This is a genomic window from Plesiomonas sp. PI-19 (genome assembly GCF_021368255.1).
Lineage (GTDB): Bacteria > Pseudomonadota > Gammaproteobacteria > Enterobacterales > CAMTGL01 > Plesiomonas > Plesiomonas shigelloides.
In genome coordinates this window covers 1207338-1222045 of record NZ_JAJNMQ010000001.1, presented here as the reverse complement: position 1 = coordinate 1222045, position 14708 = coordinate 1207338, and the positions used below count along the sequence as shown (strand labels likewise).

The window sequence follows — 14708 nt, the reverse complement described above, 5'->3', positions numbered from 1 at the left end:
TACAAAGCCCTGTGGAGGACTACATTAAACAAACTATCGACCTCAGCTAATCCAGCTTATCCGATTCCCTACCTAAGCCAATGCCAATAGTTAGAAACTTTTTTTGTTCTGCACATAACCAAGTCAGGACAAGCCATGAGTGATGTCATTGCACTTATTGACCAGAACAACTCCTATGCACCTCACGAGCGATTGTTTCGGCCAAACCTAGAAGAATAATAAGTCTGTATTAACTTTTCAAACTGGTCTGCGTTGATATGTCATAGAATTCATATAGAATTCGCCTCCTACTATTGACTGACAAGAATAAATAAATGAATAAAGATGCAATTGCAGGTCAGGCCGTTTACTCAAAACCGGTACTTTCAATCTATGACATATGGGTTTTAGGCTTTTCAAATCATTTCCTATGGAAATGCCCTACCAAGTTAATCAGCAAACAATTTGCTGACTTAGCCACCAAAAATCATCTGGATGTTGGCGTAGGCACTGGATATTACCTAAAAAAAAATCTGCATAACAAAGAGCAACGTATCGCGCTCATGGACTTAAACGAGAACAGTCTTCTTGCTGCATCCAGCGTGATACCGCACCTAACGCCTGAGGTGTACAGCAAGAACGTATTAGAGCCGCTTGAGATGAACTGTGAGAAGTTTGACTCTGTGAGCTTAAACTACTTACTGCACTGTCTGCCAGGGTCAATCTCCGAAAAAAGCATCGTATTCTCTTATCTGAAAGAGCTTATGAACCCTAACGCGACGATTTTCGGCAGCACCATATTGGGCAAAGGGACAAACAAAAACCTCTTAGCTGAAAAAATCCAATCAATTTACAACAGCAAGGGGATTTTCAGTAACGAGGAAGATGATGTACTTTCACTGAGAGAAGCCCTAGAACATCACTTTGCTAATGTAAACATCAAGGTAATTGGTTCTGTTGCCCTATTCTATGCCAATCACCACTAAAAGAACGCTGCATCATTAACGAAACTTTAGCCGTAGCAAATGCTGCGGCTTTTGGTCCCCCCTTCCAAACAGCAAACCTCAATAGCTGAAAGCCCCATTTGATTTCATAGTAACTCTCTTCATGAGTCTTTTATCATGCCGAATTTCATCATCTCTGTGGTTCTTTTTATTGGAGGACCGTAATGGAGCACAGCGCGAGAAATCCATGCATTCTGCATGCAGCATGAACGCGCCTTGTAAAGCGACTCTCAATCGCTGGGCTGCACAGGCATACATACAACCCGCCCCCAAGAAAATTGCCCGTCGCTGGTTTGTCGAACCTTATGCTGAATACATCGGTGAACAAGTAAAACCCGCGATTTTCAAGACAGACAACCCCAAACTAAAACGAATCCTCTCAAGCAATGGCTAGACCAAGAAAAAACAAAATTGCCATACCTAATCTGTACTGCCGGTTAAACCGCAAAACCAATACGATTTACTGGCAATACAAGAACCCAAGGGATGGTAAGTTTTATGGACTCGGAACTGATTACGAAGAAGCTGCCGCTATCGCAACGGAAGCGAATAACCGCTTGTCATCGCTTCGAGCTAAACAGCTTGAGGCGGAACTACTCAAGCGCAACAAGACAGTAACGCTCTACGGAATATCCGTAGAGTTGTTCCTAGATAAATTTGAAAAATACCAGCAAGAAAGATTTGAAAACGGGCAAATAAGAGAAAACACCTTTAAGCAGAAGGCTTACCCAATTTCATTTATCCGACAGCACATCGGAAGTCAGCCGCTTAACTCGGTCAATGTTGGCCATTGCAATGAAATGCAAAATGAACTTGTTCAAGAGGACAAGCGGCGCATGGCGCAAATCATTCGGGGCGTGTTGATCGAGATGTTTAAAGTGGCCCAACATTTTGGTGATGTCCCTCCTGGGTATAACCCTGCGGAGGCCACTCTATTACCTTTCAATAGGGTGACTCGCTCTCGCCTTACATTCGATGAGTTCATGGCTATCTTGGACATCGCTAAAACGAAAAAACGACAACCATGGCTACGGCATGCCATGCTACTTGGCTTAGTCACCGGACAGCGGCTAGGTGATTTACTCAACATGAAATATAGCGATATTAAGGATGGCTATCTGCATGTAGTACAGCAAAAGACCGGTATGAAGATAGCAATATCAACCAACCTCTATAACGAAGCTCTCAAGCTGTCACTGCAAGATGTTATCGATATGACGCGAGATAACCGAGGCAGTGAGTACATCATCCATACCTATTACTCAACTTCGCAGACTAAAGCGGGTTCTGAGATTAAAAACGCCACAACTTTATCTACAGCCTTCGGAAAGCTGAGAGACCAGTGTGGTATCGATTGGGGAGAACAGGCACCTGCCAGTTTCCACGAAATTCGTTCACTGTCGGAACGTTTATACCGAGAGCAAGGTATTAACACACAGAAACTGCTAGGTCACGCATCGCAAAAAATGACCGGCAAGTACAACAACAACCGCGGGAAAGAGTTCCTAAAACTGGATTACGACTAAATCGACATTTGCATATTAATTCATTTCAGTGAATAGAAATGGAGGGGTTTTGGCAAAGAGTTTTGGAAATCATTTTGGAAATTACGTGACACTTTTAAAAAAATGGGAAGCCGAAGCTCCCCAAAAAAGGTAAAAGGAAAGATTCTGGGTTACATGTGTTCGCACATTGCTTTCGCAAATTCGCTGCATTTCAACAACTTAGCGCCGTCCATCAGACGTTCGAAATCGTAAGTTACGGTTTTAGCCGCAATCGCGCCTTCCATGCCTTTCACGACAAGATCGGCTGCTTCAAACCAGCCCATATGACGAAGCATCATTTCAGCAGATAGGATCAGCGAGCCTGGGTTTACTTTATCTTGGCCGGCATATTTAGGCGCAGTGCCGTGAGTGGCTTCAAACACAGCGCAATCAGCGCCGATATTCGCCCCTGGTGCGATACCGATACCGCCCACTTGTGCTGCCAGCGCATCAGAGATGTAGTCGCCATTGAGGTTCATGGTAGCAATCACATCGTACTCGGCTGGACGCAGCAGGATCTGCTGTAAGAAAGCATCGGCGATGCAATCTTTAATAATGATTTCACGGCCAGTATTTGGGTTCTTCAGGGTCATCCACGGGCCGCCGTCCAGCAGCTCGGCACCGAACTCTTCACGTGCCAGCTCGTAGCCCCAATCTTTGAACGCACCTTCGGTGAACTTCATGATGTTGCCTTTGTGCACTAATGTCACAGAAGCGCGATCATTGAAAATAGCGTATTCGATAGCCGCGCGGATCAGGCGCTTAGAGCCCTCTTCAGACGCCGGCTTGATACCGATACCGCAATTTTCTGGGAAACGGATCTTCTTCACGCCCATTTCTTCACGCAGGAACTTAATCACCTTATCGGCATCTGCAGAGCCTGCTTTCCACTCAACACCGGCATAAATGTCTTCCGCGTTCTCACGGAAAATCACCATGTCGGTCAGTTCTGGGTTTTTAACTGGGCTTGGCGTACCTTCGTAGTAACGTACTGGGCGCAAGCAAATGTACAGGTCCAACTCTTGACGCAAGGCCACGTTCAAAGAACGGATCCCACCGCCGACAGGCGTTGTCAAAGGACCTTTGATCGCAACACGGTATTCACGAATTAAATCCAGTGTCTCTTTCGGCAACCAGACATCTTCACCATAAACCTGAGTAGACTTCTCGCCGGTATAAATTTCCATCCACTGAATCTGGCGCTGGCCGCCGTAAGCTTTTTCGACTGCCGTATCGACCACCAGCTTCATTGCAGGAGTCACATCCACCCCGATACCATCACCTTCGATATACGGGATCACAGGGTTATGCGGAACTTGCAGTTTGCCCTGCGCATCGACAGTGATTTTTTGGCCTTCGGTTGGTACAACTACTTTGCTTTCCATTGACATCTCCTTCGAGCGTCCATTTGTTATGGTTTTGTAAGAGGCGCGTCAATAATACTTGAACATTCCTGTTACGCCAATCTCTTGCCGAATCAGCTATACTATGCGGCTCACAGAATTTATTGAACATCCTGAAAATGATTGCACGTCCAACCAAGAAAAGCGGGTCCCGGCATTTTAAACGCAGTGTGGATCGCAAACCGTCACAACCCTCTGCGCCACAACGGATCATTTTGTTCAACAAGCCGTTTGATGTTCTACCGCAGTTTACTGATGAATCTGGTCGTACCACATTGAAGGACTTTATCCCGGTACAGGGCGTGTACGCCGCCGGTCGTCTGGATCGTGACAGCGAAGGGCTGATGGTGCTCACCAATGATGGTAAGCTGCAAGCGCAACTGACCCAACCGGGCAAGCGGACCGGCAAAATTTACTGGGTACAGGTCGAAGGTATTCCCAGCGAAGAAGACCTGCAAAAGCTGCGCGATGGAGTGACATTAAAAGATGGCCCTACGCTACCGGCGAAAATCGCGCTGCGCGAAGAGCCAAGCTGGTTATGGCCACGCAACCCGCCAATCCGGGAGCGTAAAAATATCCCCACCAGCTGGCTTGAGATCACGCTGTTTGAAGGTCGCAATCGGCAGGTGCGCCGGATGACCGCCCATATCGGTTTCCCGACGCTACGCCTGATCCGTTACCAAATGGGGCCATGGACGCTGGATAATCTGCCGAATGGCGAATGGAAAGATGTCGCCGCCCCCTCCAGCGCAGCAGATACCAAACCAACACGAGGTGCTTATGTCCGATAAGCTGCGTTTTACTCCGCATGTGACTGTCGCCAATGTGGTGCACTGTCAGGGCAAGTTTCTGCTGGTCGAAGAGCACATTAATGGCAAGGTTTTGTACAACCAACCAGCGGGGCATCAGGAAGCCAATGAAAGCGTGCTGGACGCTGCGCGCCGTGAATTATGGGAAGAAAGTGGCCTGCGCATGCAGCCACAGTCATTGCTGAAAATCTTCCAGTGGACTGCGCCAGACGGTACGCCATTTATTCGCTTTACGTTTGCTATCGATTTAGATCAGTGTCCGCCTTGTGAACCGCAAGATCCGGATATCGTCGCCTGCCATTGGGTCAGCGCCGATGAGATGCGTCATATGGCCCTGCGTAGCCCCTTGGTGATGGAAAGTATCTCGTTGTTTTTACAGCCGGAGCGTATCCCTCTTTCCGTGCTTGCGGTTGTCTAAACCCCCACAGAGATAGGCAACCCAAATAGGCACTAAATCGTGAAGATTTCTCTGCGCAGAGCGTGCCCGCAATGGCAAGCGCCGCACTGTGCGCGGCCCTGTGGATGTGCTAAAATCTGCCACCGGAATTCTCAGCGAGAATTTACCTCATTCTTCAAACTGGCCTATTGGCCGCAAAGGTGTAGTACATAAATGTCTGATAACAGCCATATCAAAGTGATCGTCGGTATGTCCGGCGGGGTTGACTCTTCCGTTTCTGCTTACCTGCTGCAGCAGCAGGGCTATCAGGTCGAAGGCCTGTTTATGAAGAACTGGGAAGAAGACGACACCGACGAATATTGCTCCGCGGCACAGGATCTGGCCGATGCCAAAGCTGTTTGTGACAAGCTGGGCATCAAGCTGCACACCGTGAATTTCGCGGCAGAATACTGGGATAATGTATTCGAGCATTTCCTTGAGGAATACAAGGCCGGCCGGACTCCAAACCCGGATATCCTGTGTAATAAAGAAATCAAATTCAAAGCCTTCTTAGAGTTTGCCGCCGAAGATCTGGGCGCGGACTACATCGCGACCGGTCACTATGTGCGTCGCGGTGAAAAAGAGGGTAAAGCACAACTGCTGCGCGGTCTGGACAACAACAAAGACCAGAGCTACTTCCTGTACACGCTGGGTCATCAGCAGGTTGCACAGAGCCTGTTCCCTGTCGGCGAGCTGGAAAAACCGGAAGTGCGCCGCATTGCCGAAGAGATCGGTCTGGCAACAGCTAAGAAAAAAGACTCCACCGGCATCTGCTTTATCGGTGAGCGTAAGTTCCGTGATTTTCTGGCGCGCTACCTGCCTGCGCAGCCGGGTCAGATTGTCACCGTGGATGGCGTGGTGATGGGTGAGCATCAAGGTCTGATGTACCATACACTGGGCCAACGTAAAGGTCTGCTGATTGGCGGCACCAAAGAAGGTACCGACGAAGCCTGGTACGTGGTCGATAAAGACACGGAAAATAACCGTTTGATCATCGCACAAGGTCATGATCACCCGCGTCTGAAATCACATGGTCTGATTGCCCGCCAACTGCATTGGGTTGACCGCGAAACTGTGCAAGAAACTTTCCGCTGCAGCGTGAAAACCCGCTACCGTCAGCAAGATATCGCCTGTACGGTGATCCCGCGCGGCGAAGATGAAATCGAAGTCCGCTTTGACGAACCGCAAATTGCCGTAACACCGGGTCAATCTGCGGTCTTCTATCAAGGTGAAGTATGTCTGGGCGGCGGTATTATCGAAGCCCAAATCAGGGAGTGATTCAGTGGCAAAAAATACGACAGATATTGTTTACGCCCTTGCCGGCATGTGCCAAGCCGTTCGGCTAGTACAAGATATCTCCCGTAATGGTAATGCCAACAGTGAGGCGCTACGCGCCTCACTCACCAGTATTATGCAGACGGCCCCCTCCTCCACATTGGATGTATTCGGCCAGTCACCTCACAGTCTACAGCTGGGTCTAGAAACGCTGATTACCCAACTCTCCGGCCTCAGTGGCCAGCAAGACAGTGAACTGACCCGCTACCTGATTGGCCTCATCATTCTGGAAAAGAAACTCTCCGCACGTAAAGACAGCCTGTCTATTCTGGCCGATCGGATCCAAGGTCTGGATCGTCAGCAGCAACACTTTGATCTGCTCGATGAGCAAATGATCAGCGCTATCGCCGCCATTTACGTGGATGTAATCAGCCCACTCGGCCCACGCATCCAAGTCACCGGCTCACCAATACAATTGCAAAGTCCGCTGGTGCAAAACCGCGTTCGCGCTGCACTGTTGGCCGGTATTCGCGCGGCTGTGCTGTGGCGTCAGGTTGGCGGTAGCCGTCTGCAATTGATTTTCTCGCGGGGCCGGTTAGTTGACCAAGCCAAGCGAATTTTAGGATCCCTTTAATCTCTGAACTCAGGAGTTTTTATACCCATGGAACTGTCCGCACTGACCGCTGTATCCCCGATTGATGGCCGCTACGGCGATAAAGTTACGGCTTTACGTAGTATCTTCAGTGAATTTGGCCTGCTGAAATTCCGGGTGACAGTTGAGGTACGTTGGCTGCAAAAACTGGCAGCCTGCCAGGGGATCTCCGAAGTGCCTGCCTTCAGCGCGCAGGCCAATGCGTTTTTAGACGACATCGTCAGCAACTTCAACGAAGAAGACGCGCTGCGTATCAAGACCATTGAGCGGACAACCAACCACGACGTGAAAGCCGTGGAGTACTTCCTGAAAGAAAAAGTGGCTGCGATCCCTGAGCTGCACGCCGTGAATGAGTTCATCCACTTTGCATGCACCTCCGAAGACATCAATAACCTGTCTCACGGTCTGATGCTGAGCACCGCGCGTGAAACTGTGATCCTGCCTCTGTGGCGCAAGCTGATTGATGAGATCAAAGATCTGGCGCACACCTATCGCGATATGCCGCTGCTGTCGCGTACTCACGGCCAGCCAGCAACGCCATCAACCGTTGGTAAAGAGATGGCGAACGTTGCTTACCGTATGGAGCGCCAGTTTAAGCAGCTGCAACAAGTTGAGATTCTGGGCAAAATCAATGGCGCGGTCGGTAACTACAACGCGCACATAGTGGTCTACCCGGAGGTTGACTGGCACCGTTTCAGCGAAGAGTTCGTGACATCACTGGGCCTGACATGGAACCCGTACACTACGCAAATCGAACCGCACGACTACATCGCCGAGCTGTTTGATGTAATGGCGCGTTTCAACACCATCCTGTTGGACTTCGATCGTGACATGTGGGGCTACATTGCACTGAACCACTTCAAGCAGAAGACCATCGCCGGTGAAATCGGCTCTTCTACCATGCCGCACAAAGTTAACCCAATTGACTTCGAAAACTCCGAAGGCAACTTAGGCTTGGCCAATGCGCTGTTTGACCATCTGGCCGCTAAACTGCCGGTTTCTCGCTGGCAGCGTGACCTGACTGACTCCACCGTTCTGCGTAACTTGGGAGTGGGCATGGGTTACTCTCTGATTGCGTATGCCTCTACCCTGAAAGGCATTAGTAAGCTGGAAGTGAACGCAGACCATCTGGCCGACGAGCTGGATCACAACTGGGAAGTGTTGGCAGAGCCTATCCAAACCGTAATGCGCCGTTACGGCATCGAAAAGCCATATGAGAAGCTCAAAGAGCTGACCCGTGGCAAGCGTGTTGACGCGCAAGGCATGCAAAGCTTTATCGATGGTCTGGAGCTGCCAGAACACGAAAAAGCACGTCTGAAAGCCATGACGCCGGGCAGCTATATTGGCCGCGCGGCACAAATGGTGGATGAGCTTTAAGTCTTACATCACCAAGCGCTATCGCGTATAGCCTCTGCTAGCATGCTGAATCAGCCGGTAACTCTGTTACCGGCTTTTTTGTTATTTATCGTTGGTTTAACCAAGATGCGGCATACTCTATGCTTACACTCGTCCCTTTATTTTTTCGTGGCATGTATTTGGGTGGCAAAGCAGTGTTTGCGTAGCGCGCCTCTTGGTCACTAAATAACTCTATTATTGCCACATTTCCTTGGGCGCATTGCGGTATACAATACAGGCTGTCTTTGTCGCGCCCCTGTTGTGAGGTTCTCATGCGGATTCTGATTGTTGAAGACAATGCCCTGCTTCGTCACCATCTTAAGGTACAGCTCGAAGAGCAAGGACATCAGGTGGATGCCGCCAAAGATGCGGTAGAAGCGGATTATTTCCAGCAAGAGCATGAACTGGATATTGCGGTGGTCGACTTAGGTTTACCGGATGAAGATGGCTTATCGCTGATCCGCCGCTGGCGCGCCTGTGGGAAAAAATTACCCATCCTGATCCTCACCGCCCGAGATAGCTGGCAAGAAAAGGTCCAAGGTTTGGAAGCGGGAGCCGATGACTATGTCACCAAACCGTTCCAACTCGAAGAGGTGGTCGCTCGGCTGCAAGCGCTGGTCCGCCGCAGTAGCGGGATCACGTCAACCTATATGACTGCAGGGCCATATCAGCTTAATTTGTCGCGCCGTGAGCTGACCATCAATCAAGAAGCCGTGAAGTTAACGGCGTTCGAATACAAGATCTTGGAATACCTGATGCGTCACCATCAGCAGGTGATCAGTAAAGATACCCTGATGTTTCAGCTGTATGCCGATGCCGAACTGCGCGAAACCCACACTATTGATGTATTAATGGGACGCCTACGGCGCAAACTGGCAGTAGATGGCTTGAATGAGGTTATCACCACCATCCGCGGTCAAGGTTACCGTTTTGAGTTGCAGTGCCAATGAAACGGACCTCGCCGCTCTTTAAAATCCAGTCGCTGCGGCTGCGTTTTCTGCTGGCAACCGCTCTGCTGGTGGGTTTTTTATCTCTGCTGTATGGCGTGGTCGCCATCGGCGGCTACGTGTACGTATTTGAACGTAACACCTACCGCTTGATGAGCAGCGAAGGCAACATGTTCATCAACTTTGCCCATTGGCAAGATGGCAAACTGAACGTTAACGTGCCAAAAACGCTGATCCGCAACAAAATGCTGCTGGCATGGATTTATGATGCAGACGGCAAGCTGCTGTGGCGGCTGGCTGACCTGCCGGAATTTGAAGAACAAATCAGATCCGAATGGCTGAAAAAACCCGGTTTCTATGAAATTGATAGCCCACACCCCATCGCCACGTATCCGCTGCTGGGTAACGAGCGGCTGAAAAACCGCCTACCGGATTATATTGATGATGATGTGACCTATTCGGTAGCGGTTAACACCTATCCGGCGATGAACGAGCTTCCTTCGATGACCATCGTCACCCTCGATGCCGTACCACAAGAGTTACAAGACTCCGATTATGTCTGGACCTTATTCGAATGGGTGCTGGTCGCACATTTGCTGCTGGTGATGCCACTATTATGGCTAGCAGCCAACTGGAGCTTGCGCCCCATCGCTGAGCTTTCGTTACAGGTGGAAGAGCTAGAGACCCACGACCGCGAACATCTGGATTTACGCCCCAAGCCACCACAAGAATTGCGCCGGTTGATCTTAAACCTCAACCGTTTGATCAGCTCGCAAAAGCAGATGCAAGAGCGCTACCACGCCACGCTCGGCGATCTGACGCACAGCCTTAAAACCCCGCTGGCGGTGCTACAAAGCACCCTACGCTCATTGCGTTTATCGCCCGAAAAAACGTCACTGGAGGAAGCCGAACCGGTCTTGCAAGAGCAAATCGATCGCATTTCGCAGCAAATCGGCTATTACCTGCGCCGTGCTGATCGCCCCCACGATGATCCATTACACCGGCAATTGACCTCCGTACCCGGCATGCTTGACCCGCTTTGTGGCGCGCTGAATAAAGTCTATGCCAGTAAAGGCGTAAGCCTGACACTAGATATCCCGCCAGAGCTGATTTTCTGCGGCGATCGGGAGGATTTTATGGAGGTGATGGGCAACATCATCGATAACGCCTGCAAGTACTGTCTCGAATTCGTCACCATCTCTGCCCGCCAGCAAGGCGATGCGCTGCAATTCATCATTGAAGATGATGGCCCCGGCATTCCCCCAGCCAAGCGCGAAACGGTGATCCAACGAGGGCAACGCGCCGATACGCTCAAACCAGGACAAGGCTTGGGATTAGCCATCGCTACCAGTATCTTGGAGCGCTACCGCGGTAAAATTGAGATAGCGCAAAGTTTGCTGGGTGGCGCGAAATTTACGGTTACCTTTGCCGATCAAGAAGACAAGGCGCTTTACCCTAAAACACGTATAATGCGCGGATAAAAGTACGACAGGAACACAACCGCATGCAGTATCAACTTAATCTTGATTGGCCAGCGTTCATGGCTGAATTCTGGCAGAAAAAACCGGTGATCCTACGCCAAGCATTCCCTGGCTTTGTCGATCCGCTGACCGCGGATGAATTGGCCGGTTTAGCGATGGAGCCCGATGCCGACAGCCGTTTGGTGAGCTTTAAAAATCAAACTTGGCAAGCTGAACATGGCCCTTTTGAAGCCTACGACCACTTGGGTGAAACCCACTGGTCACTGCTGGTACAGTCAGTTAACCATTGGCATCCAGTGGCTGCGCAGCTGGTCACGCCATTTCGCGTTCTGCCTAACTGGCGTTTTGACGATCTGATGGTTTCGTTTTCAACACCGCAAGGTGGCGTTGGCCCGCATATCGATCAGTATGGTGTATTCATCATTCAAGGTTCGGGTCGTCGCCGCTGGCGCGTTGGGGACAAACTGCCGCTTAAAGAGCACTGCCCGCACCCAAGTCTGCTGCATGTTGAGCAATTTGAGCCAATTATCGATGAAGAGCTCAATACCGGCGATATCCTGTATATTCCGCCAGGCTTCCCGCACGATGGTTACTCACTGGAAACCTCAATGAGTTTCTCTGTGGGTTACCGTGCGCCGAATCAGCGTGACCTGATCAGCAGCTTTGCGGACTACCTGCTGGCCAATGATCTTGGCAATCAACGCTATGACGATCCTGAACTGGCGCTGACTCGCACTCCTGGCGCGATCACTGAGGCTGAATTGAACAAGCTGCAAACCATGATGTTGGCGACCTTGAAAGATCCCGCCATCTTTACTGACTGGTTCGGCAGTTTCATCAGCCAATCGAGCCATGAGTTAGATCTGGCTCCGGCCGATCCAGAGTTTACTGCCGAAGAAATTTACGACATGCTGCAGCAAGATGCGCTGCCGTTGTATCGCCTTGGTGGTTTGCGTGCGTTTTATATCGGTGAGCGCTGCTTTATCAATGGTGAGGAGCTGCATCTGCCAGAAGGCTGCGCCGAAGTTCGTCATCTGCTGTGCGATCAAGAATCATTCACTGCTGACGATCTGGGTGACAATCTGGGTAACCCAGCACTGCTGTCGACGCTCACAGAGCTGGTGAATTGCGGCTATTGGTATTTTACTGACGAAGAGTAAATCCCTCTCCGCGCAGATTCGCTAACCCGCATTGGCTGAATCCGCGAAAGCGCTTAATCCACGAAAACTGAGCTCAGCATGGTCACTTTGTTGATCATGCTGAGCTTTCTTGATCATGCACAGCGTTCTTCACCTAATGAATGTTCCCCCCAATGAAGCTACCTTATCCTGTGCAACAACCGAGTGTGACAGCAAAAATTAAATCAATCTGATACAGGAAATTCGTTCTTCGTCGCCACAATGGCTCACCTCTCTGACAGTGTTTATAGTCATGTGAAACCTTGCTTTTGGACATGATGATGGAAGCGCTGAATCAGCATCTTTTCTTATTGATTAACGCCACAGCCGATACGCCCTTGTGGTTAATCAGCACGGCTCATTTTATTGCTCGTTGGCTTATTTATATTGTTTTAGCCACATTTATTTTCCAATTTATCCGCGGCGATAAAGAAACCCAGCAGCATATCATTGCGCTGTTTATCTGTGCCCTACTAGCCTATTTGGCCTGCTTTATTATTGGCAAGATTTATCCGCATCCGCGCCCGTTTATGGTGCCTATCGGGAAAACCTACCTGCTCCACAATGCCAATGCCTCATTCCCAAGCGGACATGCAACGTTGATGTTCAGCCTCGGCTTTTATCTGCTGTTTAGTGAAAGAGCCGTCAAAGAGGGAAAACTTAGCCGGAAAACACAAAGTGCTTGGCTAATCCTGTTACTCGGCGTAGCTATCAGTTGGGCGCGGGTATTTTTAGGCGTTCATTTCCCGTTCGATATTCTGGGTGCTATTCCGGTCAGCCTGTTGGCGGCTTATCTGACATGGCGTTTAGCCTCTTATCTCTGTCCGCCGCGCCGCACACCACCACAACGGCGCACATAAGCTCTACCACGTGAGTTCCACTATCACTATGTGAATATGTGAAAAACGTCGTCTGCGCTGTTGGCCACAGGTTATTCACTCACACACTTAACTCTCGCAATTAACTACAGCCATACTGGCAGCTCGTGCTAGTCGGTATGGCTCACATCATGCAGCAATTGTTCACACGTCAGCGGCCGACTGAAATAATAACCTTGCGCGAACAAAACACCGCTCCGGCGTAGATAGGTCAGTTGTTTTTCTGTCTCTACCCCTTCGGCAACCACCTTCATCGAAAGATCGGTTGCCATCTGCAAAATCGAATTCAGCACTGGGGTGTGTACCGTTTCCTGCCCGATGGATTGGATAAAACCTTTATCAATCTTTAGAAAATCCATCTTGTGCTTTTGCAGATAAATCAGCGCACTATGGCCAGTACCAAAATCATCAATCGCCAGTTCAAAACCGAGGTCATGCAGTTCTTTGAACAACCGTTCAGCCTCGGCATCATCTTTAATTAACACCCGTTCGGTAATTTCCAGCACACAGACAAAATGCTGCGCTGGCAGACAAGCACGAAACGCGGTTAAATCCGCAATAATATGCTCTGATTGCAAGTGCACTGCCGAGATATTAACGGCCAGCTTCATCCCCGGTGAGAAATGTTGCACCATCAATTTGGCATCTTTAGCCACCAGCTCGAACATATGCTTCGTGAGCTCAATAATTACCCCATTATGCTCGGCATACGCAATGAACTGATCCGGCGGAATGAGCCCTTTCACCGGATGCTTCCAGCGTAGCAACACTTCAAAACCGGCCATCACTTGGGTATGTAAATTAAACACCGGTTGGTACACCACGAAAAACTGACCCTCACGGATCCCTCGCAGTATTTCCGAGCGCATATCTTGTGCTTTGCCATGGTAGATATAGATCAGCATCATGACTAACATACTGATCGTTAATGAGAAAAAGATCATCTCATACCATGAAGTCACCGTTAGCAATTTGCCAAAAAAATACAATCGATAACCATATTTTTCTGACTCAATACTGGCGAGTGGTTTAGGCAGTGTAGACGGGCTTTGAAACTCATGCTGTCCTGTCACCAAGGCTTTGTTATCAATCACGATAGCAATCGCAGTTAATTTGGCAGAGGCTGACACCAAAAGTTGTGCGCTGTTAACTGGCAGCGGGATTGTCGCCAACCCACCAGAAACTCGCCCACTGTGATCTTTTACCCACAAATAAACGATGGGCTTATTAGGCAAGGCGGCGGTTCCCAAGCTCACATGCAGGCCATAAGGCTTATCTACGCGCGTATCTGGGAAATAGTTTTTAAGCAAAAAAGTGCGACTGCCTAATGCCGATGAACAGTAAATCTCATCCCCTTTCACAATAAGATAAGAGCGAACCATATCATCGAATGCTGCCAGTTTAACGAGATCTTCTTTTATCGCAGAACAGGTCAACTGAGGAAGTGAAAATAGTTTATCAATTTCGCCAACGACTCGGTCAAGGCGCTGATCAATACTGATACGAGTCTGCGTTAATGCTGCATTGGTTTCATTAGCCGAATAAGATTGGATAAAAAGAAGAGAAAGAATAAAGACAAGAATGAACGTAGATACGCCAGAGAATATTATTATTGATATTTTACTTCTCATATTTCATTCCATAGATTACAGGCTCATCCACTGCCTTTCTATGAATGACTATAGCACCGTTATGCAACAATACACACGCTATCCTCGCGGGGCTCA

At 49.4% G+C, this 14708-nt stretch carries 13 protein-coding genes; 11 read left to right on the top strand and 2 right to left on the bottom strand.

Annotated features, from left to right (window positions below; all coding sequences use genetic code 11):
• Positions 1-314: 314 nt before the first annotated feature.
• Positions 315-965 carry a class I SAM-dependent methyltransferase gene (locus LQ901_RS05545; RefSeq protein ID WP_064977807.1) on the top strand — a complete coding sequence of 217 codons (651 nt, stop codon included), beginning with the start codon at positions 315-317 and terminating at the stop codon, positions 963-965.
• A gap of 404 nt (positions 966-1369) precedes the next feature.
• Positions 1370-2509 (top strand): phage integrase Arm DNA-binding domain-containing protein, encoded by a 1140-nt coding sequence (locus tag LQ901_RS05540; RefSeq protein WP_064977809.1) that lies wholly within the window; start codon positions 1370-1372, stop codon positions 2507-2509.
• 149 nt (positions 2510-2658) lie between these two features.
• Here LQ901_RS05540 and icd read toward each other — a convergent pair whose 3' ends face one another.
• Complete coding sequence (gene icd / locus LQ901_RS05535) at positions 2659-3912, bottom strand: NADP-dependent isocitrate dehydrogenase (protein ID WP_010863767.1); 1254 nt, start codon at positions 3910-3912, stop codon at positions 2659-2661.
• Between the two features lie 137 nt (positions 3913-4049).
• Here icd and rluE point away from each other — a divergent pair, with 137 nt between their 5' ends.
• From rluE to LQ901_RS05490, 9 genes are all read left to right on the top strand, one after another.
• Positions 4050-4721 (top strand): 23S rRNA pseudouridine(2457) synthase RluE, encoded by a 672-nt coding sequence (gene rluE / locus LQ901_RS05530; RefSeq protein WP_010863768.1) that lies wholly within the window; start codon positions 4050-4052, stop codon positions 4719-4721.
• Positions 4711-5157, top strand: a complete 447-nt coding sequence (locus LQ901_RS05525) for an NUDIX hydrolase (protein WP_233672025.1) — start codon at positions 4711-4713, stop codon at positions 5155-5157. Before rluE ends, LQ901_RS05525 begins: the two co-directional genes overlap by 11 nt.
• A gap of 192 nt (positions 5158-5349) precedes the next feature.
• Entirely contained in the window at positions 5350-6453 is a 1104-nt protein-coding gene (gene mnmA / locus LQ901_RS05520) for a tRNA 2-thiouridine(34) synthase MnmA (RefSeq protein WP_064977811.1), read from the top strand.
• Between the two features lie 4 nt (positions 6454-6457).
• Entirely contained in the window at positions 6458-7084 is a 627-nt protein-coding gene (hflD, locus tag LQ901_RS05515) for a high frequency lysogenization protein HflD (protein ID WP_010863771.1), read from the top strand.
• A gap of 27 nt (positions 7085-7111) precedes the next feature.
• Positions 7112-8479 carry an adenylosuccinate lyase gene (gene purB, locus LQ901_RS05510; protein ID WP_064977812.1) on the top strand — a complete coding sequence of 456 codons (1368 nt, stop codon included), beginning with the start codon at positions 7112-7114 and terminating at the stop codon, positions 8477-8479.
• A gap of 290 nt (positions 8480-8769) precedes the next feature.
• Complete coding sequence (phoP, locus tag LQ901_RS05505; RefSeq protein ID WP_039044791.1) at positions 8770-9447, top strand: two-component system response regulator PhoP; 678 nt, start codon at positions 8770-8772, stop codon at positions 9445-9447.
• Positions 9444-10925, top strand: coding sequence for a two-component system sensor histidine kinase PhoQ (gene phoQ, locus LQ901_RS05500; protein ID WP_039044792.1), 1482 nt, complete (start codon positions 9444-9446; stop codon positions 10923-10925). Before phoP ends, phoQ begins: the two co-directional genes overlap by 4 nt.
• 23 nt (positions 10926-10948) lie before the next feature.
• Positions 10949-12085 carry a cupin domain-containing protein gene (locus LQ901_RS05495; protein ID WP_064977813.1) on the top strand — a complete coding sequence of 379 codons (1137 nt, stop codon included), beginning with the start codon at positions 10949-10951 and terminating at the stop codon, positions 12083-12085.
• Between the two features lie 299 nt (positions 12086-12384).
• A complete protein-coding gene (locus LQ901_RS05490) occupies positions 12385-12963 on the top strand; it encodes a phosphatase PAP2 family protein (RefSeq protein ID WP_064977814.1) in 579 nt (192 codons plus the stop codon).
• Between the two features lie 128 nt (positions 12964-13091).
• On the opposite strand, the gene LQ901_RS05485 is transcribed toward LQ901_RS05490, so the two are convergent.
• Positions 13092-14612: a cyclic di-GMP phosphodiesterase gene (locus LQ901_RS05485; RefSeq protein WP_071849692.1), complete on the bottom strand. Its 1521-nt coding sequence runs from the start codon at positions 14610-14612 to the stop codon at positions 13092-13094.
• Between the last annotated feature and the right edge of the window lie 96 nt (positions 14613-14708).

What these genes read in the sequence shown, in the direction of transcription:
- icd (WP_010863767.1), bottom strand. Translation starts at nt 3,912, where the DNA reads ATGGAAAGCAAAGTAGTTGTACCAACCGAAGGCCAAAAAATCACTGTC.
- phoP (WP_039044791.1), top strand. Translation starts at nt 8,770, where the DNA reads ATGCGGATTCTGATTGTTGAAGACAATGCCCTGCTTCGTCACCATCTT.
- rluE (WP_010863768.1), top strand. Translation starts at nt 4,050, where the DNA reads ATGATTGCACGTCCAACCAAGAAAAGCGGGTCCCGGCATTTTAAACGC.
- phoQ (WP_039044792.1), top strand. Translation starts at nt 9,444, where the DNA reads ATGAAACGGACCTCGCCGCTCTTTAAAATCCAGTCGCTGCGGCTGCGT.
- LQ901_RS05485 (WP_071849692.1), bottom strand. Translation starts at nt 14,612, where the DNA reads ATGAGAAGTAAAATATCAATAATAATATTCTCTGGCGTATCTACGTTC.
- LQ901_RS05545 (WP_064977807.1), top strand. Translation starts at nt 315, where the DNA reads ATGAATAAAGATGCAATTGCAGGTCAGGCCGTTTACTCAAAACCGGTA.
- mnmA (WP_064977811.1), top strand. Translation starts at nt 5,350, where the DNA reads ATGTCTGATAACAGCCATATCAAAGTGATCGTCGGTATGTCCGGCGGG.
- LQ901_RS05525 (WP_233672025.1), top strand. Translation starts at nt 4,711, where the DNA reads ATGTCCGATAAGCTGCGTTTTACTCCGCATGTGACTGTCGCCAATGTG.
- purB (WP_064977812.1), top strand. Translation starts at nt 7,112, where the DNA reads ATGGAACTGTCCGCACTGACCGCTGTATCCCCGATTGATGGCCGCTAC.
- LQ901_RS05490 (WP_064977814.1), top strand. Translation starts at nt 12,385, where the DNA reads ATGGAAGCGCTGAATCAGCATCTTTTCTTATTGATTAACGCCACAGCC.
- LQ901_RS05540 (WP_064977809.1), top strand. Translation starts at nt 1,370, where the DNA reads ATGGCTAGACCAAGAAAAAACAAAATTGCCATACCTAATCTGTACTGC.
- LQ901_RS05495 (WP_064977813.1), top strand. Translation starts at nt 10,949, where the DNA reads ATGCAGTATCAACTTAATCTTGATTGGCCAGCGTTCATGGCTGAATTC.